The organism is Marinobacter changyiensis (assembly GCF_009193265.1).
Lineage (GTDB): Bacteria > Pseudomonadota > Gammaproteobacteria > Pseudomonadales > Oleiphilaceae > Marinobacter > Marinobacter changyiensis.
Genome location: NZ_VZZZ01000001.1, coordinates 17,894 through 43,167, shown reverse-complemented (window position 1 = coordinate 43,167; position 25,274 = coordinate 17,894). Strand labels below are relative to the sequence as shown.

At 56.9% G+C, this 25,274-nt stretch carries 24 protein-coding genes; 13 read left to right on the top strand and 11 right to left on the bottom strand.

Annotated features, from left to right (window positions below):
- Positions 1–30: 30 nt before the first annotated feature.
- Positions 31–957, bottom strand: coding sequence for an L-threonate dehydrogenase (gene ltnD / locus F6Y09_RS00215; protein ID WP_152204934.1), 927 nt, complete (start codon positions 955–957; stop codon positions 31–33).
- 152 nt (positions 958–1,109) lie between these two features.
- Here ltnD and F6Y09_RS00210 point away from each other — a divergent pair, with 152 nt between their 5' ends.
- The 5 genes from F6Y09_RS00210 to F6Y09_RS00195 all read left to right on the top strand — a co-directional run bounded on the left by F6Y09_RS00210 (position 1,110) and on the right by F6Y09_RS00195 (position 6,082).
- Positions 1,110–2,099 carry a LacI family DNA-binding transcriptional regulator gene (locus F6Y09_RS00210; protein WP_218944074.1) on the top strand — a complete coding sequence of 330 codons (990 nt, stop codon included), beginning with the start codon at positions 1,110–1,112 and terminating at the stop codon, positions 2,097–2,099.
- A 119-nt stretch (positions 2,100–2,218) separates the two neighbouring features.
- Positions 2,219–2,383, top strand: a complete 165-nt coding sequence (locus tag F6Y09_RS20035; protein WP_179959303.1) for a hypothetical protein — start codon at positions 2,219–2,221, stop codon at positions 2,381–2,383.
- A gap of 521 nt (positions 2,384–2,904) precedes the next feature.
- Positions 2,905–3,105 (top strand): DUF1656 domain-containing protein, encoded by a 201-nt coding sequence (locus tag F6Y09_RS00205; RefSeq protein ID WP_152204932.1) that lies wholly within the window; start codon positions 2,905–2,907, stop codon positions 3,103–3,105.
- Between the two features lie 9 nt (positions 3,106–3,114).
- The gene (locus F6Y09_RS00200) at positions 3,115–3,975 is read left to right on the top strand and encodes an efflux RND transporter periplasmic adaptor subunit (protein WP_152204931.1); all 861 of its coding nucleotides are present in this window, start codon (positions 3,115–3,117) and stop codon (positions 3,973–3,975) included.
- Positions 3,976–3,988: 13 nt separating this feature from the next.
- Positions 3,989–6,082, top strand: coding sequence for an FUSC family protein (locus tag F6Y09_RS00195; protein ID WP_152204930.1), 2,094 nt, complete (start codon positions 3,989–3,991; stop codon positions 6,080–6,082).
- Positions 6,083–6,172: 90 nt separating this feature from the next.
- Here F6Y09_RS00195 and F6Y09_RS00190 read toward each other — a convergent pair whose 3' ends face one another.
- From F6Y09_RS00190 to F6Y09_RS00170, 5 genes are all read right to left on the bottom strand, one after another.
- Positions 6,173–6,868, bottom strand: coding sequence for a DUF2182 domain-containing protein (locus F6Y09_RS00190; protein ID WP_152204929.1), 696 nt, complete (start codon positions 6,866–6,868; stop codon positions 6,173–6,175).
- A complete protein-coding gene (locus F6Y09_RS00185; RefSeq protein ID WP_152204928.1) occupies positions 6,865–7,461 on the bottom strand; it encodes a DUF1326 domain-containing protein in 597 nt (198 codons plus the stop codon). Before F6Y09_RS00185 ends, F6Y09_RS00190 begins: the two co-directional genes overlap by 4 nt.
- Before the next feature lie 314 nt (positions 7,462–7,775).
- Entirely contained in the window at positions 7,776–7,967 is a 192-nt protein-coding gene (locus F6Y09_RS00180; protein ID WP_152204927.1) for a CsbD family protein, read from the bottom strand.
- Between the two features lie 243 nt (positions 7,968–8,210).
- Positions 8,211–9,218 carry a zinc-dependent alcohol dehydrogenase family protein gene (locus F6Y09_RS00175; protein WP_152204926.1) on the bottom strand — a complete coding sequence of 336 codons (1,008 nt, stop codon included), beginning with the start codon at positions 9,216–9,218 and terminating at the stop codon, positions 8,211–8,213.
- 94 nt (positions 9,219–9,312) lie between these two features.
- Positions 9,313–10,383 carry a GlxA family transcriptional regulator gene (locus tag F6Y09_RS00170; protein WP_152204925.1) on the bottom strand — a complete coding sequence of 357 codons (1,071 nt, stop codon included), beginning with the start codon at positions 10,381–10,383 and terminating at the stop codon, positions 9,313–9,315.
- A gap of 108 nt (positions 10,384–10,491) precedes the next feature.
- On the opposite strand from F6Y09_RS00170, the gene F6Y09_RS00165 reads away from it, so the two are divergent.
- From F6Y09_RS00165 to F6Y09_RS00150, 4 genes are all read left to right on the top strand, one after another.
- Positions 10,492–11,580 (top strand): class I SAM-dependent methyltransferase, encoded by a 1,089-nt coding sequence (locus F6Y09_RS00165; RefSeq protein ID WP_152204924.1) that lies wholly within the window; start codon positions 10,492–10,494, stop codon positions 11,578–11,580.
- Positions 11,581–11,914: 334 nt separating this feature from the next.
- Entirely contained in the window at positions 11,915–12,859 is a 945-nt protein-coding gene (locus tag F6Y09_RS00160) for a homocysteine S-methyltransferase family protein (RefSeq protein ID WP_246180237.1), read from the top strand.
- Between the two features lie 125 nt (positions 12,860–12,984).
- Positions 12,985–14,322, top strand: coding sequence for a nicotinate phosphoribosyltransferase (locus tag F6Y09_RS00155; RefSeq protein WP_152204923.1), 1,338 nt, complete (start codon positions 12,985–12,987; stop codon positions 14,320–14,322).
- Between the two features lie 35 nt (positions 14,323–14,357).
- On the top strand, positions 14,358–14,933 hold the full coding sequence (locus F6Y09_RS00150; RefSeq protein ID WP_152204922.1) for an isochorismatase family protein: 576 nt from the start codon (positions 14,358–14,360) through the stop codon (positions 14,931–14,933).
- Positions 14,934–15,167: 234 nt separating this feature from the next.
- On the opposite strand, the gene F6Y09_RS00145 is transcribed toward F6Y09_RS00150, so the two are convergent.
- Positions 15,168–16,970, bottom strand: coding sequence for an NAD(P)/FAD-dependent oxidoreductase (locus F6Y09_RS00145; protein WP_152204921.1), 1,803 nt, complete (start codon positions 16,968–16,970; stop codon positions 15,168–15,170).
- Between the two features lie 406 nt (positions 16,971–17,376).
- Here F6Y09_RS00145 and F6Y09_RS00140 point away from each other — a divergent pair, with 406 nt between their 5' ends.
- A complete protein-coding gene (locus F6Y09_RS00140; protein ID WP_152204920.1) occupies positions 17,377–19,332 on the top strand; it encodes a sigma-54-dependent Fis family transcriptional regulator in 1,956 nt (651 codons plus the stop codon).
- 82 nt (positions 19,333–19,414) lie between these two features.
- Here the strand turns inward: F6Y09_RS00140 and F6Y09_RS00135 are convergent, their stop codons facing one another.
- Both F6Y09_RS00135 and F6Y09_RS00130 read right to left on the bottom strand, forming a co-directional pair.
- Positions 19,415–20,920 carry a hypothetical protein gene (locus F6Y09_RS00135; RefSeq protein WP_152204919.1) on the bottom strand — a complete coding sequence of 502 codons (1,506 nt, stop codon included), beginning with the start codon at positions 20,918–20,920 and terminating at the stop codon, positions 19,415–19,417.
- 41 nt (positions 20,921–20,961) lie between these two features.
- Entirely contained in the window at positions 20,962–21,417 is a 456-nt protein-coding gene (locus F6Y09_RS00130) for an aminoacyl-tRNA deacylase (RefSeq protein ID WP_152204918.1), read from the bottom strand.
- 213 nt (positions 21,418–21,630) lie between these two features.
- Between F6Y09_RS00130 and F6Y09_RS20770 the strand changes: the two genes are divergently transcribed.
- Positions 21,631–21,876 carry a chloride channel protein gene (locus tag F6Y09_RS20770; protein ID WP_425481792.1) on the top strand — a complete coding sequence of 82 codons (246 nt, stop codon included), beginning with the start codon at positions 21,631–21,633 and terminating at the stop codon, positions 21,874–21,876.
- A 96-nt stretch (positions 21,877–21,972) separates the two neighbouring features.
- Here F6Y09_RS20770 and F6Y09_RS00120 read toward each other — a convergent pair whose 3' ends face one another.
- Complete coding sequence (locus tag F6Y09_RS00120; RefSeq protein WP_152204917.1) at positions 21,973–22,542, bottom strand: NnrU family protein; 570 nt, start codon at positions 22,540–22,542, stop codon at positions 21,973–21,975.
- Between the two features lie 335 nt (positions 22,543–22,877).
- On the opposite strand from F6Y09_RS00120, the gene F6Y09_RS00115 reads away from it, so the two are divergent.
- Positions 22,878–23,258: a rhodanese-like domain-containing protein gene (locus F6Y09_RS00115; RefSeq protein ID WP_152204916.1), complete on the top strand. Its 381-nt coding sequence runs from the start codon at positions 22,878–22,880 to the stop codon at positions 23,256–23,258.
- A gap of 99 nt (positions 23,259–23,357) precedes the next feature.
- Here F6Y09_RS00115 and F6Y09_RS00110 read toward each other — a convergent pair whose 3' ends face one another.
- The gene (locus F6Y09_RS00110) at positions 23,358–24,017 is read right to left on the bottom strand and encodes a DUF2238 domain-containing protein (protein ID WP_152204915.1); all 660 of its coding nucleotides are present in this window, start codon (positions 24,015–24,017) and stop codon (positions 23,358–23,360) included.
- Between the two features lie 192 nt (positions 24,018–24,209).
- Here F6Y09_RS00110 and F6Y09_RS00105 point away from each other — a divergent pair, with 192 nt between their 5' ends.
- Complete coding sequence (locus tag F6Y09_RS00105) at positions 24,210–25,259, top strand: mechanosensitive ion channel family protein (RefSeq protein WP_152204914.1); 1,050 nt, start codon at positions 24,210–24,212, stop codon at positions 25,257–25,259.
- The last annotated feature ends 15 nt before the right edge of the window (positions 25,260–25,274 follow it).

Here is a 25,274-nt window from a genome sequence, read left to right as displayed (position 1 = left end):
CCAGTTCTCGTGCTGATTCATGGTCGCGGCTCATGCGACGGCATCGTTGGCTGCTGGTAGCTTGATGCCGGACAACCGCTGGTAAACTTTGATCACGGCGGAATCGTCCTCCCGCCCCAGGCCTGCGCTACTTGCTGCAGTGAACTGCTGGAGGGCGCTGGCGGCGACGGGCATTGACAGCTTCAACTCACGCCCCGCCTGGTGCACAATATTTAGGTCCTTGACAAAAATATCCACCGCCGACAGCGGCGTGTAATCGCCCTTCAAAATGTGCGGAACCCGATTTTCGAACATCCATGAATTACCGGCGGAATGGGTGATGACGTCGTAGAGGGTGTCCGGATCTATGCCCATGCGGATGCCCAGGGCCATGGCTTCGGCAGCGGCGGCGATGTGGACGCCAGCCAAGTGCTGATTGACCAATTTGACGCTGGAACCTGCGCCTGGGGCATTGCCGAGACGATAAACAGTCGCCGCCATCGCGGCCAGGACCGATTCACCCGCGGCGTAAGCCATGGTGCTGCCAGAAGACATGACGGAGAGCTCACCCGATCTTGCCTTCGCAACGCCACCACTCAGGGGCGAATCCAGCATCAGCAACCCCCGGTCGGTAAGGCGCTCACCGAGGGCCGTGGCATAGCTTGGGGCCACGGTGGCGCATTGCAGAATGAGACTCCCGGCTGCCAGTTCGATGGCCAGTCCCTGCGCCCCGAACAGCACGGTTTCCACCTGATCGGCATTTACCACGATCAGTAGCACAATGTGGCATTCGGGGCTGAGTGCAGCCGCTGATGTGACACAGCGCCCGCCACTGTGGACAAAGCTCTCTCGGGCCGCTTCGGAAACGTCATAGCCAATCACGTCAAAGCCGGCGTCAAGCAATGCCAGTGCCGTGCCCATGCCCATGGCGCCAAGTCCCACTACGCCGACTGTTTTAGATTGCACTTGTTGCATCATCCGGGGGAAGCCCCTGCTATTATCTTTGGAATTGTCAAATGTTAGCGCTACCATATTGATAGCTCAAGCATTGAAAAGAAGCAAGAGATAATGAGGCACACCGACTAATGTCCAACTCGATCCAGAAACCAAAAAGACCGCGCAAAGGCTCTATGCAACCTACCATCGCCGATGTCGCCCGGGAGGCTGAGGTCTCCGCCATCACGGTGTCGCGGGTGCTCAATGCGCCGGATAGTGTTCGCGCCAAGACCCGCGCCCGGGTGGAAGCTGCCATCGACAAAGTTGGTTACGTTCGCAATATGCTGGCCGGGAGCTTGGCATCCGCCAATTCCCGTTTTATTGCGGTAGTGGTGCCATCCCTGTCCAACATCGTATTCATCGAGGTCATCGAAGGCTTACAGAATGAATTCGAGAAATACGGCTATCAGATCCTGCTCGGCAACACCGACTACGACCTTGAGCGGGAATGCCAGTTGGTCAGAACTTTTTTGGGCTGGTCATCCTCCGCTTTGGTCATTACCGGCTTGCGGCACAATGATGCGTGTCAGAAAATTCTCGGCCAGTGGCCCAACCCCATCGCTGAAATCATGGAACTGGGGGAAGCGCTGGACATCAATGTTGGTCTTGATCATCCTGAAGCGGGCCGCTGCATGGCACGGTATCTCCTCGACCGAGGCTATCAACGTATTGCCTATGTCGCCGCCCAGATGGCCAATGACTACCGGGCCCGCCTGCGTTACGAGGGCCACCGGGAAATTCTGGAGGCGGCCGGTCTTGAGGCCCCGCTTATCGAAATGGACCAGTTGGGCCAGTTCGAGACCGGTGCTCAGGCCCTGGATAAGGTGAGGGCGGAACTTCCTGACGCCGATGCCATCCACTTCGCCAACGACGACCTGGCGACCGGTGCGATCCTGCATGCCCAGCGCCGGGGGATCCGTGTGCCTGAGGATGTCGCAATTGCTGGTTTCAATGGTTTGGCCATTGGCCAGCACATTTCCCCAACCCTCACCACTATCCGCTCTCCACGGGAAACGATCGGCCGTCTCACTGCCCACGCCATTATTGCCCGACTGGAAGGCCAACCATTGGCCACACTCAGTCATGATGTGGGGTTTGAATTGCATGCTGGCGAAAGTGCGTAGTTGGTTTCGAATTCCGGACCAAGCTTCCAGCTCCTCGACGATGCCCGGGCCCATGTTAATTTCCCGCGGTGTCGGCGCTTTTGCCCTGAAAGGCTATTCTCGTCCTGCAGGTTACAGGAATGGACGACGTCCCCCTCGAAGTCACGGGAGCTATCAAAGTCGGGCAGGTAGGGCTCCTGCAGCACGCCGTTGCACATAACAACGAAGTAAAAAGCACGGGTTTCTGGTTTGGTATTATTGATGATGTCGCGTGTCTGAACCTGGAAACCAGGATACTTGCCTGATGCGGTGTACACAAACAGCGGGTCAATCGCACCTGCGGTACATTTATCAGCCTTGATCAACGGCTCGCTGCACCGCCACGTAATGCGTGGCATTCAATGGTGAGCGGCGTGCCGTCCTTGCGATAGTTAATGATGCTGCATTCCTAAGCCACCACCTTCTCCCGGGCGAAGTCTTGCAGAAAGTCTGGCAACTCGCCCGGAGGCATTGGCCGGCTCAGGTGATAACCCTGGGCAATGTCACACCCGGCGGCCTTGAAGCAATGCAGGCTTTCCACCGAAACGAGCCGCTAACCGCCGGAACCGAGCCAAACGCTATCAGCCGTTTAAGACATTTAAATGACAAGCTCCGAACTCTTTGCTGGCATAGTGCCGAACCAGCTCCAGGCCAATGCCGCGATTGGTGCCAGTAATGACAACGGTTTTGTTATCAGGCATAAAAATCTCCTAAAGTAGGCTTTCTGAACCGGATTGGATCATGATAGGCCACCACCTCACCATCACCACACAACGATAAGGGATGCATGCTTCACGAACTGGGTTTTGGCGGAATGCTGTTCAGTCCATTGTTGGTGCTGGTGCCAATGGCGTTTATATTGAGCGCTGTCACCCGGTTGGCGTTGCACCGCCTGGACCTGCGCCGCCACATCTGGAAAGAAGCATGGTTCGATGTCGCCGCGTTCGTGTGCTACCTGGCAATAATCGTTTATCTGTTTGGGGGCTAGGGAAGATTCATGGGAAAGCTACTGCGTGTTGGTCTTACGTTGCTGGTGGTTACGATAGCGGTTGTTGCCGGTAGCTGGGTCTGGAACCATTACCTCTATTCGCCATGGACCCGCGACGGCAGGATACGGGCTGATGTCATCACGATTGCGCCAGATGTTTCAGGCTGGGTCACGCAAGTGAGCGTGAAGAATAACCAGGCTGTAAACCAGGGCGATCCGCTCTTTACCATTGACGATACGCGCTATCAGGCTGTGTTTGCCGAAGCCAGGGCGAAAGTTGCAGAGCAACACAGTGCTCTGGAGCTGGCCAGGCATAGGTACCAGAGCCGACAAGGGCTGTCTGACCCCCAGGCCATCACCGAGCAAGACCTGGAAACCTACCGCATCAATATGGAATCTGCGAAGGCCCGTCTTGAACTCGCCAGGGCGAAACTGGAGATGGCACGTATTGATCTGGAGCGTACGCAGGTTGTGGCGCCAGCAGACGGCATTATCAGCAACCTCTATCTGCGCCAGGGCAATTACGTCAATCGAGGGACGACGGTGTTGTCTGAGCTGAAAACCGATTCGTTTTATGTCACCGGGTACTTTGAAGAAACCAAGCTGCAGATGGTACAGGTGGGGCAGTCCGCACGGATGACACTGATGGGTGGCGACCGGACGTTGAAGGGTACCGTCATCAGCATTGCCCCGGGGATTGCCGATATCAACACCAGCAGCAACGCCCAGATGCTTCCCCAGGTGCAACAGGCATTCAACTGGGTGCGGTTGGCCCAGCGGATTCCGGTGGATATCGCGTTGGACCCGGTGCCGGAGGATATACATCTGAGTGCCGGGATGACGGTGTCGATTAATCTGGACTCCGAGTAGCGGGCCGGCGCCTATGTCTCTGCATCCTCTATTGGCGCAACTCCTGACGCCGAACCGATACGCCGTGATCTTCGCCATCAAGGGTGTGGTCGCCATGTCGTTGGCGCTGTTTGTATCGATGGCCCTGCAACTGGACCGTCCCTACTGGGCGATGGTTGCGGCGATTTTCCTGCAGATCCGCCCGGAAAGCGGGCTGGTGATCGAGAAAGCGCTTTGCCTGATCGTGGGTTCGGCGGTTGGCGGCGGTTTTGGCATTCTGGTGCTGGCGCTCCTGACGCCTTACCCCCTGCTGGCACTGGGCATGTTAGCTCTGTGGATTGGCGTGAATTCGGCAGCCTCCTCCATGGTGCACAACCTCAACTATATCTACGCGTTCGCAATGGCGGGGATGACGGCCGGGCTGGTCGTTATTCTGATGATGGCGGATGCCAGCACAACGAACAGTCAGGCGGTTTTTGCCATCGCCCAGGCCCGGATCAGCGAGATCGCCACCGGCGCCGTATGCGCCATGCTGGTCAGCCAGTTGTTATGGCCAGTGACCGTAAAAGAGGGCCTGCGGGTGAATGCCCGCAAGGTGATCAACAAAACCCTGGCCTATCTCACGCTGGAACTGGAGCCAGGAAGTTCCCACGAGCAGCGGCACCAGCACGCGGACGAGATTCTCGAAACTCTGGTGGTGCTCAATGACGATTCCAGCGCTGCTACCTATGAGGGCCCGGAAGGCTCCGGCCGGAGCAGGGCAACCAATTTGTTGTGCAACAAGGTGATGTCACTGCTGGCGGTTACTCAGATTATGGGGCGCTTCCAGAGAAATCATGGTGACCTGGTGTCACCCGCGTTCAGTGAGGTGTTGAGCCAGATGCGGCAATACTTCAGGGCAATTGCGGAAGCCGACAGCTACCAGGAAGGTTACCGGCTTGCCCATGTGCTGCGTAGGTCTTTGCTGGAGCAGCGGTCCGGATTCAGGAATGAGTCCGCCATCGTGACACGTCTGACCAGGACGGCGCTGGAGCTGGTGAGCGATCTGGTGGTCGTATTGCGGGCCTATAACGCACTGGAAAGCCGTGACCGGACGCTGCTCAAGGCACCGATGCTGGAAACCCATCGGGATCCGCTGGTCGCACTGATCAACGGGTTTCGCACGGCCCTGATATTTGTCATCGGGGCAGTGATCTGGATCCAGACGGCAAGCTCGGCGGCTTTGATGATCATGATCATGCCGGTGGTGTTTTCCGTGATGTTCGCCCGTTTCTCGCTGGTTGAGCTAACGCCTATTCTGCGTCGGATTCTGATGGGTGCAACGGTGGCTATTCCCGTCGCCCTGATCTTTGGGCTGGGCTTGTTATCCCGTGCCAGTGGCAATGTCGAACTCCTGATACTGGTTCTGGCCGGCCCTTTTTTCTTCGGCCTGCTGGCCATTGCCAATCGCCCCACGCTGCCTTATGGGCTGGGCTTCTGCATTTCGTTCACCATCATCACCCAGCCCAGCAACAGCATGACATTCAATGCCGAAAATGCGGTGAATATTGCACTGGGCCTGTTTGTTGGAATCAGTATTCTCTATTGGGTATTCAAACTCATTACCCCGCCAGGCAGCCGGTTTATGCAGCGCCGCCTGCTGAGATCAACGGCTCGTGATCTGACCGCAATTGATGATCACGAACAGCCGGAAAACTGGTTCAATGGTCGTATGGGGGAGCGTCTGTTGCGGCTGGCCAATTATGACCAGAGTTCGGAAAGCAGCGATCGCTATATGACAGACCTGGGATTTACCGGGCTTAATCTCGGACATGTGTCCATTCGACTGCGAAAGCTGATACAGGACCATCGCAGCCCCACGGTGGATATGCTTCTGAAGGAGTGGCAGCAGACCCTGGCCGAAACCTACCTGTTAAGTGCCCGGGGTGCCGTGAATCCAGCTTTCCGGAGGGTAAGCGCCAGACTACTCGAGGCAATTCGTGCCCAAAGGGACCCGGACCAGAAAACGATTACCATCGAAGGCATGTTTGAGCGGCTGGCACTGACGTTGGAGCGAACCGCCAGAACGGTGGCTGAGGCGACAGGCCAGCCGCAAATAGCCTCCCCAGTGCCTGAACCGGTGGCTTGAAGAACGCAGAATGGACACTGAATCTCCCCAATCCAGGAAATGATGCTGAGGACAGGCCAGGTCTGGGGCAGCCTCAAATTGAAACCGTGTCTAGATAAAAGCGCTACTCGCCACCCAGACTCCAAACCCAGTGAGCGCCACACCAACGATTCGGTCAAATGCACGACCAAGGGGCAATAACCGTTCCGCGAGTATGTAAGCTGAAATGACCGCGGCCCAGGCAATGCTCATGGCTCCAACCACAAACAGCACAACCATGAGCAGCCAGCAACAGCCGACGCACCAGATGGCGTAATGCCCGCCCATACCAAAAGCCCCCGCGACGCCGTCACGCCAATCCGTCATCATAAAGCCAAGTGGCGAACGACAGCGCGCGACACAGCGGGCTTTGATCGGGGACCACTGCCAGACCCCTGCAGCAATCAAACACGCGCCTGCAAACGGTCCCTGGGTGATACGCAGATCCATACTGAGTAGCTCGGCCTGCTGGAGCGTCCAGTGTGCCAGCGCGTATACAATGCCGACCACACACCACATGGCGAGATAGCCCATCAAATACGCCAGCGACGCCAACGGATGCCGGGACATACGACTATAAAGAATATATGACGGCGCGGCTGCCGGAGCCATCATGGCCATCATCATCATCGCCCACATAATCGCCAGGGTGATGATGCTCATGGACATGCCCTGCATAGGCATTGTTTGTCCGACCACCACCAAACTAATCCAGGCAAGTGCCACGACCGCAACCATGGCCACGATCGGTAACGCCCGCTCCGTCATGAGGCGTACTGGAATGGCGAATAGAAACCGTTCTTGTCGGATAGCTCCCACTTCATGTCATGGTCCTGGTAACTCATTTTGCTTGAACGCGCCGTGACCGCAGGATTGCCCGGTGCAATACACAGGGGGTGGTTGGTGATGGTAATCTCTTCGCCACCCTGGCCTTCAATGGCCTCAATGACGACGTCAGCGATATTGGGAATACTCAGGCTGCGCTGTTTGCCGGTACCTGCATAGGTAATGGGTACACTGGCTACACCGAGAATGTTGCCAACAAAAGATGCAAGCCGCTCGGGGTGGCCGCCGGCCTGTCCGGCGAAAATCTTGGTCAGCGCCTCCTTCTGTTTGTCGTCCGCGCGCTCATCAAGGTAAACCGCAATGTTCCACTTCACCTCCACCATTTTACCGGGGGAATGCACGGCAAAAACGACATTCAGTCCGTCCAGTGACACGTCGTCAAACTGACCAGAATCAATGTGCCAGGCAACCAGCGCAGTGCATTCACCCTCTGTTGGTTTACTGAGGAAGACACAGGGGCAGGCCGCCTCACAGTTACAGCTTTCAAAATACGTTCCGTTGATTTTCCAGCTCATAGCTGATCCTCCAATCCGGTGCCATCTCTTCCGGGCGAGCGTTGCTCGCTGCTCAATTTTTAGGCATAAAGCAGGCCAGGCCGAGCTGTGGCCATGGTTATCATAAGGCTGTGAGAGAGGGGGAAATCGGTGGTGGCGAAACTGTAAAAAAATTGGACGGTGCTAGGGGAGCCTATTTTTTGTCCACTCTATGGCACGACGAAACGTTTTAGTAACCAGGCTGAGCGCTGCATTGGGAACACTAGGGTCAGGCAGAGGCCGATGGCTGCGAATGCGAGATACCATCGGCCTTACATTAAGCACCAAATTAGCGGTTACTTAGTGAGCTTATCCCACTCTTTTTCTGCTTCATCTCTTTTCATGCCGTACTTTTCCTGGATCTTGCCAATAAAGTGCTCTCTGCGGCCTCCGATTTCATCAACTTCATCATCGGTCAGCTTGCCCCAGTTTTCTCTCACTTTGCCTTTAAGCTGCTTCCAGTTACCTTCCAGAATATCGGTGTTCATTTTGGTAGTCCTTTTTCCGTCAGATTGGAATAAACTGAATTCCACACTAACGCCAATCCGTTTCGCTAGTGTGTAACTGCTGCATTTAACCTGACACACAACATGATTTCCGACAATAACACGGGTTTGTGAAAACTGTCGTGAACCGGCTAACCCATAACTAAGATGTTGAAATATATAAGCGACTGTATTTAATTATAAAAGTTTAAGAATTCGGCTGAACTGCCACAGCCCGGGGTTTGCCTAAAATTCCAGGCAGATCTTGCCAAAGTGCTTGCCGGATTCTTCGTAGCGGAATGCATCGGCAATTTCATCCAGCGTGAAGGAGCGGTCAATCACCGGGTGCATGTTGTTGGCTTCAATCGCGCGAATCATCTCCAATTGGTGTGTCCGGCTGCCCACGATCAAGCCCTGAAGGCGAGCCTGTTTGGCCATGAGTTTTGCGGTGGGCACTTCGCCGGCACGACCGGTGAGTACGCCAATCAGCGATATGTGGCCACCGATGCGCACGGCGTCGATGGATTCCGGCAGGGTGCCCGGGCCACCCACTTCGATCACATGATCCACACCCTGGCCGCTGGTCAGTTCGAGCACTCGCTGGCCCCAGGCAGGAGTCGTTTTGTAGCTTATGGTGTGGTCGGCTCCCAAAGCGCTCAGCCGTTCGAGTTTCTCATCGGAGGATGAGGTCGAGATCACTCGTGCGCCCATCATCTTGGCGAACTGCAGGGCAAATATCGACACGCCACCGGTACCGAGGGTAAGTACGGTGTCGCCGGCCTTTAACCCACCGTTGACGACCAAGGCGCGCCAGGCGGTCAGGCCTGCAGTGGTCAAGGTTGCCGCTTCCGCGTGGCTGAAGCCTTCCGGTGCGTGGGTGAATCCTTGCGCCGGCCCAGTTACCAACTCGCGGGCATAACCGTCGATACCGTCGCCGGGTGTGGTGGTGAAATTGTCGATCGGGGCGGTGCCGTCCTCCCACTCGGGGAAGAAGGTGGAAACCACATGATCCCCTACCTTGAATTCGCTCACGCCAGCGCCGACCGCTTCGACCACACCGGCACCATCCGCCATGGGGATGCGCCCCTCTTCGGTGGGTATAGCACCGACAACTACCGCGTAATCGTGAAAATTGAGGGAGTTGGCGTGAATCCGGACCCGCAACTCACCGGGGCCTGGTGCGCCGGGCTCCGGGCCGTCAGTGATTTGTAACTTATCCAGTCCGCCGGGTTGGGAAAGATTAGCGAGTTTCATGGTTTAGCCTCCGTTTGTTTATCAGGTGGGGTAAGGATAGTGCTTTTGGGGCAGATTGGATCATGGTAGCAAGCCGATCAATCCATATTGATGCCTACAAGTGCCGGGAAGACTCTGTTGACATGTCAGACCTGGATAAGCTGCTCGCCTCAGTCAGCAGGACTCTCAGACTCCCGAAGCGGCGCCGATACTGTTTTGGGGTGAGCCCCACCTTGCGTCTGAACAGTCGGCCGAAGAATGCGCAGTCTTCGTAGCCTACCTCTTCTGCGATCGCTTCCACCGATAGCGTGTCCCTCTCCAACAAGTGCTTGGCTTCTTCCAGCCGTAACGTATGCACATAATCCATGGGGGTGAGGCCGGTTACCTGTTTGAAACGGCGGTGGAACGTGCGTTCGCTGAGGCCGGAACGGCGCATCATGGCGGTAACCGGCGTCCGTTCGCTGTCGTAGTGTTGGGCAATCCATGCCTGGCATTGCCCGATCGCGGCGTCTTCAGTCTGTCGGGATTGGGAAAGTACGGCATAGGGCAACTGGCCGGTGTCATGCCAGTCGATCAGGAACAGTTTGGCCAGATGCATGGCCTCTTCCACGCTGACCAGACGAGCCACCAGATACAGTGACAAGTCCTCCCAGGAGGTGCCGCCGCCAGCCATGATCAGACGGTTGCCGACGCCACCCACCACCAGCGCCTGATGTTGGTGTACGCGAACGCCCGGGTAACGTGCTAGGGCATCGCAATAGGCCCAGTGAGTGGTGGCAATTTCACCCCGGAGCAAACCAGCTTCGGCCAGCAGCAGCGCTCCGGAGCACGCGGTCGCAATCAGGCTGCCGGCTGCATGGCAGCGCCTGACCCAGTCGATTTCCGGGGCAAAACGCTCGCTCAGGGCGGTGTCAGGTGGCAGGGTTATTTCGGGGATACAGGCAACCTCGGGAATATGGTCCAGGCCGAGGTCAGGTACGATGGAAATGCCGTTGGTGATGGTCATGGCGCAGGCGCCAGATCGGGACACCACCCGCGGATCCAGTGGCGGGTTACCCGGTTTGCCCTCCATCAGGTAGGCCCAGTCTCGCCCGGCAGCAGCAAAGACGTCATACATGCCGTAGAGCGAGGAGGCGGCGACCTCCGGTACCGCCAAAAGACCGATTGATAACTTATCATCCGACATGGCAGAAAAGACCGCTTCTTGTCTATAACAGCTTTAGTCTAGCGCAAGGTGCCAGCACAGAATATGACCTGATCCGCTCCAATTCCGGAACAACCCAGGGAGGTCATCATGAGTGTCAACTTTCAAACATCCGATATGCCGGCAATCACTACCGAAGCTTTTGAGCAACGTCTTCTGAACGCTCTCAACGAGGGCGCCATGCTGCAATTGATCAGTCTGGGGCACCGTAGTGGTCTGCTGGATGCCCTGAGTGACGGCGAACCGGTCACCAGTGCAGAGCTGGCCAGCAAGTCGGGGCTGAACGAGCGCTACGTGCGGGAGTGGTTGGGCGGCCTGAGTGTCGCCGGCATTCTTCAACACGAACCCGATTCCATGACCTATTGCCTGCCATCGGCCCATTCCGCACTGATCACTTCCGCTGGCGACGCTAACATGGCGGTATTCGCCCAGTATCTGCCGTCGCTGGGTGTCGTTGAGGACGACATACTGGACTGCTTCCGCAGGGGTGGCGGCGTACCTTATGAACGCTATGCCCGCTTTCATGAAATGATGGCTGAGGACAGCGGGCAGACCGTGCTGCCGGCATTGTTCGACGGCATTCTGCCTTTGGCCGAGGGGTTGGTCGAGGGTCTTGAGCAGGGCATTGATGTGTTGGATCTGGGGTGTGGCCGGGGGCTGGCCCTGATGAAGATGGCAGCGCGGTTCCCCAACTCCCGCTTTACCGGATACGATCTGTCTTTGGAAGCCATTGAGTGGGCTCGTGCCCGAGCCCGTCGCGAGGGCCTGGTAAACGTCACTTACGATGAGCGGGACCTGAGTGATTTCGATGAAAGCGCAGATCCGGATGCCTACGATCTGGTCACCACTTTCGACGCGATTCATGACCAGGCCAGGCCTTTGAACCTGCTTCGGGGAATCCGCAGGACACTGAGACCTGACGGGGTCTACCTGGCCCAGGACATTCATGGCTCCAGTCACCATCATGGGGATCGCGATCACCCTCTGGGTACTCTGTTGTATACCATGTCGCTGATGCACTGCATGACGGTATCGCTGGCTCAGGGCGGAGAAGGTCTGGGTACCATGTGGGGCCGGGAAAAGGCTAGGGAGTACTTTACCGAGGCAGGTTTTGGCCAGATCTCTGTGCACCAGTTGCCCCACGACGTCCAGAACGACTACTGGGTACTGAGGCCCTGACCTTCAGGCTCTCCCGTGTCCGCAGAGTTATCGTTATCGCTCTGCTTCTGACGTGTTGTGCTGACCCTGCTCTCCGGGTCGCCAGGGTCAGCACAACACCAATCAAATAACATAGGAAAACCAGCATGACCCACCAAGAGAAATACCTTCTGAACTGGAAGTCTGATAGAAAAGCTCCAACAGCTGGATATTCCTTGCCGCAGTGATATCACGATAGACCCATATACACTGCTGCCAGGATGGCTGCATCCACGTTAGCGGAGTAGATTAATTTTCATGGCGTCATAACCTTGTCATACATGCAGGTATTCTCAGCATTCACTTGGAGATTTCGATGCGTAGTAAAGAAGCTAAAGCCAATATGCGATCCATTGCACTTCTTGACGGTGGTCTTGGCCAGGAAATCTATCGCAGGGCTCTTGGTGTGAGTTCTCCGCTGTGGTCCGTAGCAGTCATGCTGGAGCAGCCCGAGGTTGTCACGGCTGTGCACGCGGATTTTATCCGGGCCGGGGCAAAAACGCTGACGCTTAATACCTATGCAGCCACACCAACCCGTTTGCGCAAGCAGGGGGTGTATGACCAGTTGGAGGCTATTCATCAGCGGGCGTTCCAGGCTCTCGAGCGGGCGATCGACGCCACTGGCGCGCAGGTGGAAATTGCCGCTTGCCTTCCTCCTTTGACTGCAAGCTATCAGGGCCAGCCGGCCCGCTCTTTTGATGACCTGCGGAACGAATACGCCACGCTGGTTCAGCTGCAGGCCAACGCTGACGTCTTCCTCATTGAGACCATGACCAACACGCTCGAAGCACGGGCCGCGTGTGCTGCAGCCGGCGAGCTGGGTAAACCCTTTGGAGTGGCATTTCGCCTCGAACGGAGCGGCAGGCTCAAATCTGGTGAAACCCTGGCTGAAGCAGTTACTGCTATTGAAGGGTATGGGCCCGCTGCAGTGATGTTGAACTGCTTTGAACCCGAATTGATGACCGACGCCATGCCGGAACTGGTGGATCTGTACCCGACTGTTGGCGGTTACGCCAATGCCTTTAAATCTGTTGAGGCCATGGCGAGAGGCGGTTCGGCGGATGCCCTGGAGGTGCGGTCTGATATATCTCCGGAAGCCTATGTTGCGCATGTACGTCAGTGGATGGCGGACGGTGCCAGTGTTGTTGGCGGTTGTTGTGAGATTACGCCTGCGCACATTCGGCACCTGGCGCATGTGCTTGCAGGCGAGTGCAACTTTATTCGTTTTTCGCAGTTGGACCCAAACATTGGGGCCGTTTGATTATGCGCGTTATGCATACTCAGAACATGAAGCTGTGCCAGGCAGAATCATCTGATGCGGTGGAGGCTTGGAAGAAGCGAATGGTTATGTTCACAAAGTCGCGCGCGGCCTGCTAGAGTTAAGTAATGACGACTAAACTCGCTCTGTTCACTGATCTTTACGAATTGACCATGGCACAGGCGTACTTCGAGGAAAGTATGACCGATGACGCGGTCTTCAGCCTGTTCGTTCGCCGCCTGCCGCCCTGTCGGAACTTTTTGCTGGCCTGCGGCCTCGACACGGTGCTCGATTATCTGGAGAACCTGAGGTTTGACGAGGAGGATCTTGCCTACCTGGCGTCACTCGGGAAGTTCTCCGATCGTTTTCTTGCTCAGTTGCGCGACTTCCGCTTCAGCGGAACGGTCTATGCGGTCCCCGAAGGAACGCCGATATTTGCCGATGAACCGATTCTGGAAATCGTGGCACCTATATTGGAAGCGCAAATCATCGAGACCTTCATCATGAACCAGATGCACGTTCAGACCGTGTTGAGTTCCAAGGCCCAGCGTATGGTGATGGCGGCCGAAGGTCGTCCGGTGATTGATTTCGGTCCTCGTCGGATGCATGGGGTAGACGCTGCCCTGAAAGCCGCCCGCGCGTTTTACATTGGCGGGGTAGCAGCGACCTCTAATGTGCTTGCCGGTAAGGTGTATCAGGTGCCGGTCGCCGGCACTATGGCACACAGTTATATACAGGCTCATGATGATGAAAGGGAGGCATTTCGCAGGTTCGTTCAACTCTATCCGGACACAGTGTTGCTGATCGATACCTACGATACTTTGCAGGGCGTACGCAGGGTTATCGAACTGGCAAACACCTTGGGCGACGAGTTCAAGGTCAGCGGGGTGCGCATTGATTCAGGCGATCTGCTCAGTCTGTCCAGGGAAGTACGCGGGCTGCTCGACCAGGCGGGACTTGGTAACGTAGAAATCATAGTCAGCGGCGGACTCGACGAGGATAAGGTCGCGCAACTCGTATCCTCGGGAGCCCCGATTGACGGCTTCGGCGTAGGCACCAGCATGGGCGTTTCCACCGATGCCCCTGATCTGGATATTGCCTACAAGCTTTGTGAATATGCCGGCAGGGGCCGGTTAAAGCTGAGCCCCGGGAAACCGATACTGCCGGGGCGCAAGCAGGTTTTCCGGGTGAGCGAGCACGGGAAGGCCACCCATGATGTAGTGGCGCAGGCTGATGAGGAGCAACCGGGGCAGCCATTGCTTGAGATCGTAATGCGCAATGGTGAGCGCCTGGCTGCAGGCTGTGTCGATATCGAAACGGCGCGTGCCTATGCCGGCCAGCAGATCGCCCGTCTCCCGGACCATGTCCGTGTCATTACACCGGCCGATCCGCCGTATCTTGTTGAGGTCAGCCCGGCATTATCCAGGTACCAGAACGAGGTTGAAGCTGGTGTGAGGGCAATGTGACGTCCTTATTGACCGACAATTAATGGAGGTGCCGCATGACTCTCAGTAACGCAACGCTGTGTCCCGGTGACGCCCTGATCGTGGTTGATGTACAGAACGATTTTTGTCCCGGTGGCGCGCTGGCAATCGAAGAGGGTGACAAGGTTGTCCCGGTCCTCAACCACTGGATTGAAAGCGCCACCGCCCACAATGTACCGGTTTACGTATCCCGTGATTGGCATCCGGTCGACCACATCAGCTTTGAACAACGGGGTGGTCCCTGGCCACCACACTGCATCCAGGACAGCGACGGAGCGGGTTTCCACCCGGACTTGAGAGTGCCGGAATCCGCAGTCAAAGTGACCAAGGGCGTACGCTTCGATCAGGATCAAAACTCGGCCTTTGATCAGACCGGTCTTGCCGAGCAATTACGTCACGACGGCGTTAAACGCCTATTTGTCGGCGGTCTCGCCGAAGACGTATGCGTGCTGGCGACTGTCCTGGATGGTTGTAAAGAAGGCTTTGAAGTCGTTCTGATTCCGGATGCAACCCGGCCGGTGACGATCCCGGCGGGCGAAGAAGCGCGCAGGAAAATGCATGCTGCCGGTGCGCATTTGGAGGCGGCAGATTGATCAGAGCGTGAGGCCGAACCTATACTGGCAGTCCCGGCCGCCGGTCCAACCACATCGGCACTGCTGGCTGAGCAACGTCGACGCTCTCACCGATTTGTTGAACCGCCGGGCTGTTGTGACCGAATCAGCAAGTTCTGGCAAGGGCGTGGTCGCAATTGCGCCTGGTGGCGATCAGAAAGACATGTTATCGCCAGTTGGCGATGAGAGGGCTGGCCGAAGCCAGCCCTCCAGGACTCAGGAAAGGTGATGAACCTCTTCCTGGCCGTAGACAGGCGTTTCAAGGCCCTCTTTTCGGGCTTTTAGCTGAAGCGCCAGGTAGAGCGAGTAGTGGCGTGACTGGTGCAGGTTGCCACCGTGGAACCAGAGTGCTTCCTGTTGCGTGGGTTTCCACATGTTCCTGAGCTCGCCTTCCCAGGGCCCGGGATCTTTAGTGGTATCGGATCCCATGCCCCAGCACTTGCCGACTTTGTCCGCGACTTCCTGGGAGATGATCCGTGCCGCCCAACCATTCATGGAGCCAAAGCCGGTGGCGTAGACGATCAGGTCTGCCGGCAGTTCCGTGCCATCGGTCAACGTCACAGAGCGAGGGTTGATGCGTTCAATGCTGACACCGCTCTTGAGTTTGATTTCGCCCTGGGCAACCAGCTCGGAGGCACCCACATCAATATAGTAGCCGGAGCCACGGCGCAGGTATTTCATGAACAGGCCAGAACCGTCGTCACCAAAGTCCAGCAGGAAACCGGCCCGCTCCAGGCGCCGGTAGAAGTCCGCATCCTGCTCGGCAACCTGCTGGTATACCGGGATGTGCATGTCCGGCATGATCTTGAACGGAACCGACGCAAAAGTGAGATCGGCTTTCTCGGTGGTCACGCCATTCTGCACTGCTTCCTCTGAATAAAGCGGGCCGAGCACCAGGTCCATCAGGGTGTCAGATTTGATGATGTGGGTGGACGAGCGCTGGATCATGGTGACGTCGGCATCGTTCTCCCAGAGTGCCGCGCAGATGTCGTGAGCAGAGTTGTTGCCCCCAAGAACCACACAGTTTTTGCCCTTGTAGGCAGCTCCTCCGGGGTGCTGGCTCGAATGATGCTGCTCACCCTCGAAGCTGTCCATTCCAGGAACGTCGGGAATGCTGGGAATGCCTGACATGCCCGTGGCCAGGACCAACTGCTTGGGTCGAAGGGTAACTTTTTCGCCGTCCCGGATTACGTCCACCACCCATTCCTTGCTGGCTTCGTCATAGCGGGCACTGGTGCATTCCGTGGAACTCCAGTAATTGAGTTCCATGATTTTGGTATACATTTCCAGCCAGTCGCCAATTTTGTCTTTGGGTGCGAAAACGGGCCAGTGATCCGGGAAAGGCAGATAGGGCATATGGTCGTACCAGACCGGGTCATGGAGGCACAGTGATTTGTAGCGGTTGCGCCAGGAATCGCCGGCTTTCGGGTTGCGCTCGATAACGATCGTTGGCACGTCCAGTTGCCGAAGTCGCGCGGCGAGGCCGATGCCACCCTGTCCGCCACCAATGATCACGCAATAGGGCTGGCGGCTGTATCCGAGTTCCCGTGCTTCCTCCTGGCTTGCCTCAAGCCAGGTCTGTCGCGATTTGGTCGCGCCGTGCTGGGCGCCTTTTGGCCGCAGCAAGTTGCGCTTCTCCGGGAACTCTTTCAGCTCCTGCATGGTGGTCAGTAAGGTCCACGCCGCGCCGTTCCGCAGACGAACATGGCCTTTGCCAAACGCATCTTTGGTCTCGAAGGTTATCCAGGCCTCGGTCACCCCATCCTGTTCGGTGGCCTCTTCTGCCACCTTCCAGTTTCCGGGGCGGGCGTGCCCAGCCGTGTGCTCCAGCATGTCACGGATGCCGTCCCGGCCTTCCACGGTCTTGATGTTCCAGGTCAGGGCAACGAGGTCCCGCCAGAAGCCGTCGGTTTCAAACCGCTCGGCAGCTCGGCCGGGGTCGCTCGATTGCAGGGTCTCGTTGAACCCGTCAAGCCATTGCTGAACTCGTTGGGTAGGAGTGATTGGTGTGTCGCTCATTTCGATTCTCCGGTGTCGCATTGTTTTTGTTGGCTGGGTGGCTGTGGCGCCCAGTGCAGGAATTAATCCTTCAACCGAAACATAGCAGGTGGTGTGCCAGCTCTGCCTCCAGGAGCATTGAAAGTTTCAAGTAGCTGAATTCAAGTGCAAGTTCCGGGTTTTCAGGAGTGGCCTTGAGTGGTGGGGGAGGGGGCAAGGTCAGGCTTTTTGCGTTACACCTGTAATGTCCCTGGCGGTGAACGCGTGACAGGTGTAATGACCAATGAAGCGCTATCAATCGGGCACTATCAATCGAGCACTAAAGAAGGATGTTGATATCGGGCGTTGAGGTATAGGCTGTTTCAGAGACAAAGCAGTATCTCTCGTGAATGACAATAACAATTTCAGAGCGATGCAGGAGCTTGGCATGACTATGCAACTGGCACAGCGGCGCCATATTGATGCGATTCTGAATTTTGCAGATGACCACTCGTCTTTGGGCTTACCATCGGGATCGGAGTTTATTGGTCGCTCCTGGAAGCGATGTATCAACAAGTACGGACTGGATCCGAGCCAGCCACGCAGTGCACGGATTGTGACCCAGCAAACCCTGAAAGAGCACCAGGACTCGGTAGATGAGTTTCTCAACGTCGCCAGGGCAGGTGTCGAGCAGCTGTATACGAACATTGCCAATCTCGGTTATGTGTTGCTGCTTACCGACCACCAGGGCATTACCGTGCAGTATCTGGGTGACCGCCGTTATGATCAGCGTTTGCGCAAAGCCGGTTTGTATCTGGGCGCGGACTGGAGTGAACAGTATGCCGGTACCTGTGCCGTGGGCACCTGTATCGAGGAGCAGCAGCCCCTGACGTGTCACCGGGTCGACCATTTTGATGCCAGCCACATCAATCTGACCTGTACGTCCGCCCCAATTCTCGATCCCCTTGGCAATCTGCTGGCGGTGCTGGATATTTCGGCCCTGGATTCACCCGACGCCCATAGCAGCCAGACCTTCGCGTTACACCTGACTCAGCTCTATGCCCGGATGATTGAGGATGCCTACTTTCTACGACGTTATCGTAATCAGACGATTGTCCGGTGCGACTCCTCTCGCGAATTTGTTCAGGTGAACGGTCAGTACCTGTTTGCCATTGATGACGATGGATGCGTGGAGGCGGCCAATACTGCGGGACGCTCGCTCATGCTGAGCCCGAATTCCGACAATGGCGCAGCGCCCCGGCCGGACCTGACGAGTCTGTTTGAATGTGAGCTGAGGGATATCTGGAGCATCCCTTACGATCACGATGATCAGGTAAAAGCGTTCAGGCACTGCACCAGTGGAATTACATTTTTTGCGGCACTGATCCAGCCCAGAACAAGGTCTCCGGTCTCGCCACCGTCAGAGGTCTTGTCCGCGGATGAATCTGTGCCCGAACTGGACGCACTGGCAGCGGATGATCCGGTGATGCGGCGCACCCTTGGTCTTGCCAAACGCCTCAGAAACCGGGATGTGGGGCTGCTGATTCTGGGCGAGACCGGCACCGGCAAGGAGGTTCTTGCTCGGGCAGTTCACGATTCCAGCCACCGCTCCAGGCGGGCTTTTGTAGCGGTAAACTGCGCCGCCATTCCCGAGTCACTGATCGAGAGTGAGCTTTTCGGCTATGTTGCGGGTGCCTTTACCGGTGCACGGCCCAAGGGCATGCGGGGAATGATTCAGCAGGCAGATGGCGGCACCTTGTTCCTGGATGAGATCGGAGATATGCCGTTGCAGCTGCAGACGCGCCTGCTTCGGGTTCTGGCCGAAGGTGAGATTCTTCCTGTGGGTGCTGACAGCCCCGTTAAAGTGAACTGCCGCGTGATAGCGGCTACCCATCAGGATCTCGCCCAGTTGATTGAACGCGGTGCTTTCCGGGCTGACCTGTATTACCGCTTGAATGGCGCTACCTTGCGCTTGCCTGCTCTCGGTGAAAGAGCCGATCGCCAGCATGTCATTAACCGGGTGCTGATGAACCTGATTGCTCAGGGCGAGCTGCCCGAGGTCCGTATTCGGGCAGATGCAATGAGTGCGCTGCTTGCCTATGACTGGCCGGGCAATATTCGCCAGCTCGTTAATGCTCTGGCGTTTGCCGAAGCCACCTGTGACCATGGCCAGATCACCGTCAATGACCTGCCAGAAGAGTGCCTGTGTGATCATGCAATAACCGCAACAGGCTCTGCCCTCGTCATCGAGCAGGACGTTAGCAATCCATTGTTGGCGGCCCTGGAAAAATATCAGTGGAACGTATCCGAGGTGGCACGCTCTTACGGAGTGTCACGGCCGACAATCTATCGCTGGATGCAACGGCAAGGGATTGAGACACCGAGGTTTCTGGGCAAGCGGTAATTGCCACCCAATGCCTGTCAGGCCTGACTTCAGTGCGGCCACACACTCTTGAATCCGGCGTTTGCTCGGCGGGCGAATCCCATTACCAGGCCTGTTCGGACCTGCTTTCCGATACTTGAGCGGGCTTGAAGTAGCGGTTGAGCAGATCCGGATCATCGAAATGGCGCTTGCCGATAAACGCGGTGGCGTGGTGGCCCCATTGGCGCATGGCTCCGGGTGAGAGTACGCCGGTGCCCCAAAGCAGGAATCGCTCCAGGCGATCTGTGCCGGCCACCAGACCGTTGGGCAAAAACAGGCTTCGGTGCATGCCCGTATTGTCCGGTAATGCCCTGAGCCGGTCATAGTGAACCAGCGAGTAGGGCGCAGCCTCAGTTAGTGAGTCCGGTGGAGCTGAAAAACTCACATTGGTAACGTAGTGGGTACCGCTGGCCAGATGCACAACGGCGCGGGACATCGCCCGCTGGTTGGCCGGCGCTTCCAGAGGCAGTACCGTCATGATCTCGTCCCCCACGGCGCCGGAGTTGAGCCGGAGCCGGTCCGAGAGGGGGTACCACTGGTGATAGCAGCCACAGGGGTGAATGCTGTCGTACATCAGGACCTGTCCGTTTTCATCCAGCGTGACGCGCCAGATAAGCCCATCGAGCCGACCGCCGTATATATCCAGGGGGTGGGGTTTGGGTCGTTCATCGAACCAGAACACATAGACCAGCTGCGGCAGCCACCGGTTCTGCCAGCGAACCTGGGTGATCAGCGTATACGCCCGAGCGGGTGGTTCTATCACCCACCGGCTGTCTTTCCACCGGGGTGTTCCCGGCCGGTCATAGGGTTCGTCACTTGCCATGATCAGATGGGGAGCGTGATACGCCAGCAGTTTCGCGGCCTCTTGCTGTGAAAACACCGGCAATCCAAGCCGGTCCCGGGAATGCTGATGGCGTAAAATTGACCCTACTTGAGCAGGATCGGGTTCCGGGGGAGCTGGCGTGAATTGACGGGCTTCGGCGTGGTCAGCCTGCGCACCGAACTGCTTCTCCTGTGACGCCTGGAGTTTGCGGACCTGGTGAGCCAGCAAGGGGCGTATCAGAGGGTAGGCGCCGATGGTGCGGCGCCAGTCCAGGTAGGCATCCGGCTGCTGCACACTGGAAGCAAGGGCTTTCCAGCGGTGCGAATCGCCGGACAGCGCAGTCACCTGTTGAGTGGCGCAGTGCATCAGCCAACCAGGGTCAAACATATAACGCCTGTCCAGCCGGGCGAGCCGGACGCGCAATGCCCGCTCCCCGTTGGATAGTGCATGGTGTAACCAGTCTTGGCGTTCTGCAGGCGTGAGTGCAGCCAGGTCGAAGTCCGCCAGCGTCCGGTTGGCCCGCAGATACGGGTAGCCGGGAATCTGGCTGCCTTGGGCATCCTCAATGCCCGCCTGTTGCAGTTGCCGCTCAACATCCTGCCAGGCCATGGTGCAGGCGTCGCTGGTCAGCGATACCAACGGCGGTGTGGCCGGTTGGCTGGCACAGCCACCAAGTACCCAGGCCATGAGCATCAGGGTCAGGAGGTGGCAGTTGAATGCCTGGTGCGGCCTATGGAGTTCGAGCATTTGCCTAGCTGCCTCGGATGACCGTGCCGGTCTTATGCTCCTCAGAAGTGAAGCACTTGTGGGTGCACCAGGCGGTCGTAATCCTGATAGCTCATCCGTATGACCTCGCTGTGGCTGCCGGCGTTGAAGACGATGTGCTCATCCTCCCGCAGGTGCTGACTGACGAAAACGTCCATGTTGTAAAGGTTGCCGAAAGGCGGCATGGCTCCGATCTCACAGTCGGGGAATGCGGCATTAATCTCATCCTCATCCGCCAGTTCCAGATCCTTGGCGCCCAGCGCCCGTTTCAACTGATCTACATCTACGCGGTCTGTGGATGGCAGAACCGTCATGAACAGGCGGCCATCTGCTTTTACAATCACTGTCTTGGCAAATTCGCGGCCCCGTACATGGGCGGCTTGGGCAGTACGTGAAGCGTCAACAGTGGGCTCATGGACTTCAGTCCGGTAACTCACCCCATTGCTGTCGAGAAATTCCCGAAGTTTCTGGTTAATCATGGCGATATCCTCCCCCACCTCAGTGAAAGTTCCACGATGCATACACTTAACAGTTTAGCACGTGATCCGGTCGCTGTCGGATTCCGGACGGAGCTTACGACAGGCTCGTCAACCCTCTGAAATAGTTGGTATCTGGTTGAGGGAGGTAAAAGCACTGGCCCTCGGCAACCCAAGCCCGGTTTTCGCAGCTTCCTGGCGTCCACCCTGGCGGCTTTGGTATCCCTTGGCAGTGGGGCTTCGGTGGGGCAGTACGGCCCCCTGGTATACCTTGGGGCTATGTTCGGTAACCCCGCCTGTCACCTCAGACTTAACCTTCGTCACCAGCGCTCCATCGCCATCGCCTGCGGGGTGGCCGCCGCGATTGCCAATGCGTCCCCACATGCCAACGGCTCCGGAACACATAGAAAATGCCGTTATCCGGGACCACCGTTGGTACTCTCAAACGGTCCGGTTGCGTGAGCAATGGTTCCGGGAGTGGCTGGAACGAGATGATGAGGCTCTTCCGGATGATTCACACTGAGCCATCGTGATCAGTATGCGGGTGGGACACTCCGCTCAGGCCGGTGCCACCCCAAAGAGCCACTGATGAGCCCAGAACACCATTACCACATACACTACGAGGCCGCCTACAACCGCAATGGCGTCATTCGCCTTGCGGGCCGGAAGCGTGGGAATCGGCCGCTGGGTTCTGCGCTTCATGGAGATCCGGTCGGCCACTGCCCAGGCCAGGAAGGAGCCGAATAGCAGCAGATCGTGCAGCATTCCGTTGGCCAGCAGGTGTGCCAGCGCCCAGAGCTTGACGGCCACCAGCATCGGGTGCCCCAGTTTTGCTTTGATCTTGCCGGGAAAATAGGTGGCAAACAGCAGCGGAAAGACCGGAACCAAAAGCAACATGGCCAGGTGCCTGAGCCAGCCCGGCGGCGTATAGATCACGGTCGGATCCATGCGGGCAGCGCCGTAGCCCCAAACGATCAGCACCAGGCCGACGAGGGACGCCAGTCCATAGAGCCCCTTGAAGGCGGCCTCGCCCAGGGAGGCGTGCAAGCGATTGCGCAGCGGTTCGTTGACGATGGACAGTGAGTGCACGCCGAGAAACAGAACCAGGCCAACGATCAGGGTGGTCATTTATCAATGTTCCTTGTTGTTGAACGATGATGGCATAGGGCAACCCGATATCGGCCCAGCTGGTCTCACCTCCAGCCTACCTGATGTCGACTGATATTGTAGTTGTTAATAAAAAGTGAGGGGATGCAACAGATCTTCTCCTCCTCCCTGAGTGATAGAAGTCACATATCGAGATGATATAAAGTGGTTCCTCGGCTGGATGAAGCCCAACATCTATCCTGGTAGTGTCAACGGATAACCGGGTCTAAAGAGCACTTTCCTGTGCTTTTCAGGTCAGCCGCTAACCCTCTCGCGGTAGCGGCTCTTTTTACGACAATTGAATGGTGTATTTCACGATGAAAAATGTTCATGACATGGTTGCGGCCGCCAAGGCCGAAATCCGGGAAGTACCTTTGGCGCAATCCGAGGACGCAATCAAACAGGCAGATCTGTTGATTGATGTTCGCGAACCCGACGAGTTTCACGCCGGCCACATTCCGGGGGCGGTGAATATTCCCAGAGGTATCCTGGAATTCAAGCTGACCAACGATCCCGCCCTTGAGGATCGAGGACTGAAGATGGTGATCTACTGTAAAAACAGTGGGCGCTCGGCCCTGTCGGCCAAGGCCATGAAAGAAATGGGCTATATCCACGTACAGTCCATTGCCGGAGGAATCGATGCATGGCAGGGGGCAGATAAGCTTGTGGTCAAGCCTGAATTACCGGACTTCGATTGATCAACTGTTTGGACTGGCAGGCATAAAAAACCGCTCCCGGTCAAAGATGATTGATAGTGACGTTCAGATCGACCTGCCTGTTATCTGCTTCCGGCGCCTTCAACGCTTGAAGAACCTGGGATTGCGCTCGATGAAGGCGTCGATCCACCGTTCCAGGAACGACCGCCCATCGGGGTTCTTAAGATAGCGCCAGCCCAAGAACGAGATAACCAGCGCACCTAAGGCATCAACGACCAGATCCCACATAGTGTCTGTCAGCCCTGATGGGTCGCCCAACATTGGTTTTTGCATATTCATGCCGAACAAAGAATCCATGGCGAATTCGAAAATCTCCCAGAGCACACCCATGCCAAGCGCAAACATAAAAGCGAAGAAAGCCACGAAACCGGGGTTCATATGGACGTGAATTTTTTCGGTTTCATTCATGATGTGCACCAGCAGAAAGCCGAGAATGCCAAGCAAAAAACCGGACAGTGTGTGTAGTGCCATGTCCCACCACCAGAACCGGGTGTAGTAGTCACGTATCTCGCCCAGAAACAGGGAGGCGAACACAAACACGATGGCGGCAAGCTGCAGCTCTGGCGGAATGTGAATCCGGAAACGGCGTTCAAATAGCAGCGGAAAAAAGGTGATGGCAATGATCATGGCTGTCAGGAATGCGGTAAACCAGCGCTGGCCCCAGATAGCGAACACTGCCTCCGCCAGTAGTATCAACTGTAAGGCAATAGTGATTCTTTGATGGGTAATGCGAATGTGCATGGGCCGAATGCTCCAGAATTTAGTGCATCAATCCAACTCTTGCCTTGAACGCTCGATTGCAATTTAATGCAGTACCGGCCATGACCATGGCACGGGAACAAGGGCTGGTCTAGGCTTCCAGGTAGCAGGGCAACCTGTGGGTTGCTCGGCTGGTCTGTTGATTTTTGCAAATAACGGGCTCCCGGAGGGCTGATGCTGGAAGCGTTCGAGACCGGTTTCAAGGCATGGCTATGGCCGGGGCTTTCGGCGATTATCGCCGTAGTCGCCACGTATGTTATTTACCGGCTGGCTCTGGCGCTTTTTCGTTTTTTTTCCGAGTCGGGAACCGTGCTGCGTTTGTTTCTCGATGCGGCTGCCCGGGCTCTCGGCGTTGTCTTCTGTACGCTGGCGTTGATGGCGGCGCTCAAGGCGGCGCCGGCAGATTTGCCTTTGTTGGCAGCACTTCAGCAAGTCAGCACTCTATTGTTCATTCTTGCGATCACCTGGGCGACGGTCGGGCTGACTTCTGCGATTGGTGACGTCATCGTTGCGTTGAACCCGGTACTTGAGGGGCAGTGGAAACGGGCGCGCAAGGTCGAGACCCAAACCCGGTTTCTCGTTCGCACTCTGAACATCCTCATTGTAATTACCGGTTTGGGTGCTGCCTTGATGACCTTTGATTCCGTCCAGCACATGGGCGCAAGCCTGCTCGCCTCGGCGGGTGTTGGCGGCCTGATTCTGGGCTTTGCCGCCCGCCCAGTGCTAAGTAACTTGCTGGCCGGGATGCAGATTGCGCTCACCCAGCCTTTCCGCATTGACGATGTGCTGTACGTTCAGGGGGAATGGTGCTGGGTGGAAGAGGTCACTGCCACCTATGTGGTGTTGAGGGTCTGGGACCTTCGGCGGCTGGTCATTCCGTTGCAATGGTTTATCGAAAATCCGTTCCAGAACTGGTCCAGGCATTCCGCTGATCTGCTTGGAACCGTGTTTGTCTGGGTGGATTATACAATGCCCGTGGAACCGCTTCGGCAGGAATTCAATCGGTTGTTGGACAAGTCGAATCGCTGGGATGGCAAGGTAGCAACAGTGCAGGTTACCGACTCCGATGACCAGGCCATGCAGGTGCGGTTTCTGATGAGCGCTAAAGACTCCAGCACGAACTGGGACCTGCGATGTGCCGTTCGAGAGGGTCTGGTAACTTTCATCCAGGAAAACTATCCGGACCAACTGCCCCGCCTGAGGGCTCGCCTGGTTGAAAACTGAACAATTCTTGAGGGG

Bases quoted from the DNA above. Each gene is read 5' to 3' on its own strand.
- F6Y09_RS00170 (WP_152204925.1), bottom strand. From the start codon at position 10,383: ATGTCGGATGATAAGTTATCAATCGGTCTTTTGGCGGTACCGGAGGTC.
- F6Y09_RS00140 (WP_152204920.1), top strand. From the start codon at position 17,377: ATGACTATGCAACTGGCACAGCGGCGCCATATTGATGCGATTCTGAAT.
- F6Y09_RS00160 (WP_246180237.1), top strand. From the start codon at position 11,915: ATGCGTAGTAAAGAAGCTAAAGCCAATATGCGATCCATTGCACTTCTT.
- F6Y09_RS00110 (WP_152204915.1), bottom strand. From the start codon at position 24,017: ATGCACATTCGCATTACCCATCAAAGAATCACTATTGCCTTACAGTTG.
- F6Y09_RS20035 (WP_179959303.1), top strand. From the start codon at position 2,219: ATGGACGACGTCCCCCTCGAAGTCACGGGAGCTATCAAAGTCGGGCAG.
- F6Y09_RS00185 (WP_152204928.1), bottom strand. From the start codon at position 7,461: ATGAGCTGGAAAATCAACGGAACGTATTTTGAAAGCTGTAACTGTGAG.
- F6Y09_RS00165 (WP_152204924.1), top strand. From the start codon at position 10,492: ATGAGTGTCAACTTTCAAACATCCGATATGCCGGCAATCACTACCGAA.
- F6Y09_RS00200 (WP_152204931.1), top strand. From the start codon at position 3,115: ATGGGAAAGCTACTGCGTGTTGGTCTTACGTTGCTGGTGGTTACGATA.
- F6Y09_RS00120 (WP_152204917.1), bottom strand. From the start codon at position 22,542: ATGACCACCCTGATCGTTGGCCTGGTTCTGTTTCTCGGCGTGCACTCA.
- F6Y09_RS00210 (WP_218944074.1), top strand. From the start codon at position 1,110: ATGCAACCTACCATCGCCGATGTCGCCCGGGAGGCTGAGGTCTCCGCC.
- F6Y09_RS00205 (WP_152204932.1), top strand. From the start codon at position 2,905: ATGCTTCACGAACTGGGTTTTGGCGGAATGCTGTTCAGTCCATTGTTG.
- F6Y09_RS00135 (WP_152204919.1), bottom strand. From the start codon at position 20,920: ATGCTCGAACTCCATAGGCCGCACCAGGCATTCAACTGCCACCTCCTG.
- F6Y09_RS00180 (WP_152204927.1), bottom strand. From the start codon at position 7,967: ATGAACACCGATATTCTGGAAGGTAACTGGAAGCAGCTTAAAGGCAAA.
- F6Y09_RS00105 (WP_152204914.1), top strand. From the start codon at position 24,210: ATGCTGGAAGCGTTCGAGACCGGTTTCAAGGCATGGCTATGGCCGGGG.
- F6Y09_RS00155 (WP_152204923.1), top strand. From the start codon at position 12,985: ATGACGACTAAACTCGCTCTGTTCACTGATCTTTACGAATTGACCATG.
- ltnD (WP_152204934.1), bottom strand. From the start codon at position 957: ATGATGCAACAAGTGCAATCTAAAACAGTCGGCGTAGTGGGACTTGGC.
- F6Y09_RS00195 (WP_152204930.1), top strand. From the start codon at position 3,989: ATGTCTCTGCATCCTCTATTGGCGCAACTCCTGACGCCGAACCGATAC.
- F6Y09_RS00175 (WP_152204926.1), bottom strand. From the start codon at position 9,218: ATGAAACTCGCTAATCTTTCCCAACCCGGCGGACTGGATAAGTTACAA.
- F6Y09_RS00190 (WP_152204929.1), bottom strand. From the start codon at position 6,868: ATGACGGAGCGGGCGTTACCGATCGTGGCCATGGTTGCGGTCGTGGCA.
- F6Y09_RS00150 (WP_152204922.1), top strand. From the start codon at position 14,358: ATGACTCTCAGTAACGCAACGCTGTGTCCCGGTGACGCCCTGATCGTG.
- F6Y09_RS00130 (WP_152204918.1), bottom strand. From the start codon at position 21,417: ATGATTAACCAGAAACTTCGGGAATTTCTCGACAGCAATGGGGTGAGT.
- F6Y09_RS00115 (WP_152204916.1), top strand. From the start codon at position 22,878: ATGAAAAATGTTCATGACATGGTTGCGGCCGCCAAGGCCGAAATCCGG.
- F6Y09_RS00145 (WP_152204921.1), bottom strand. From the start codon at position 16,970: ATGAGCGACACACCAATCACTCCTACCCAACGAGTTCAGCAATGGCTT.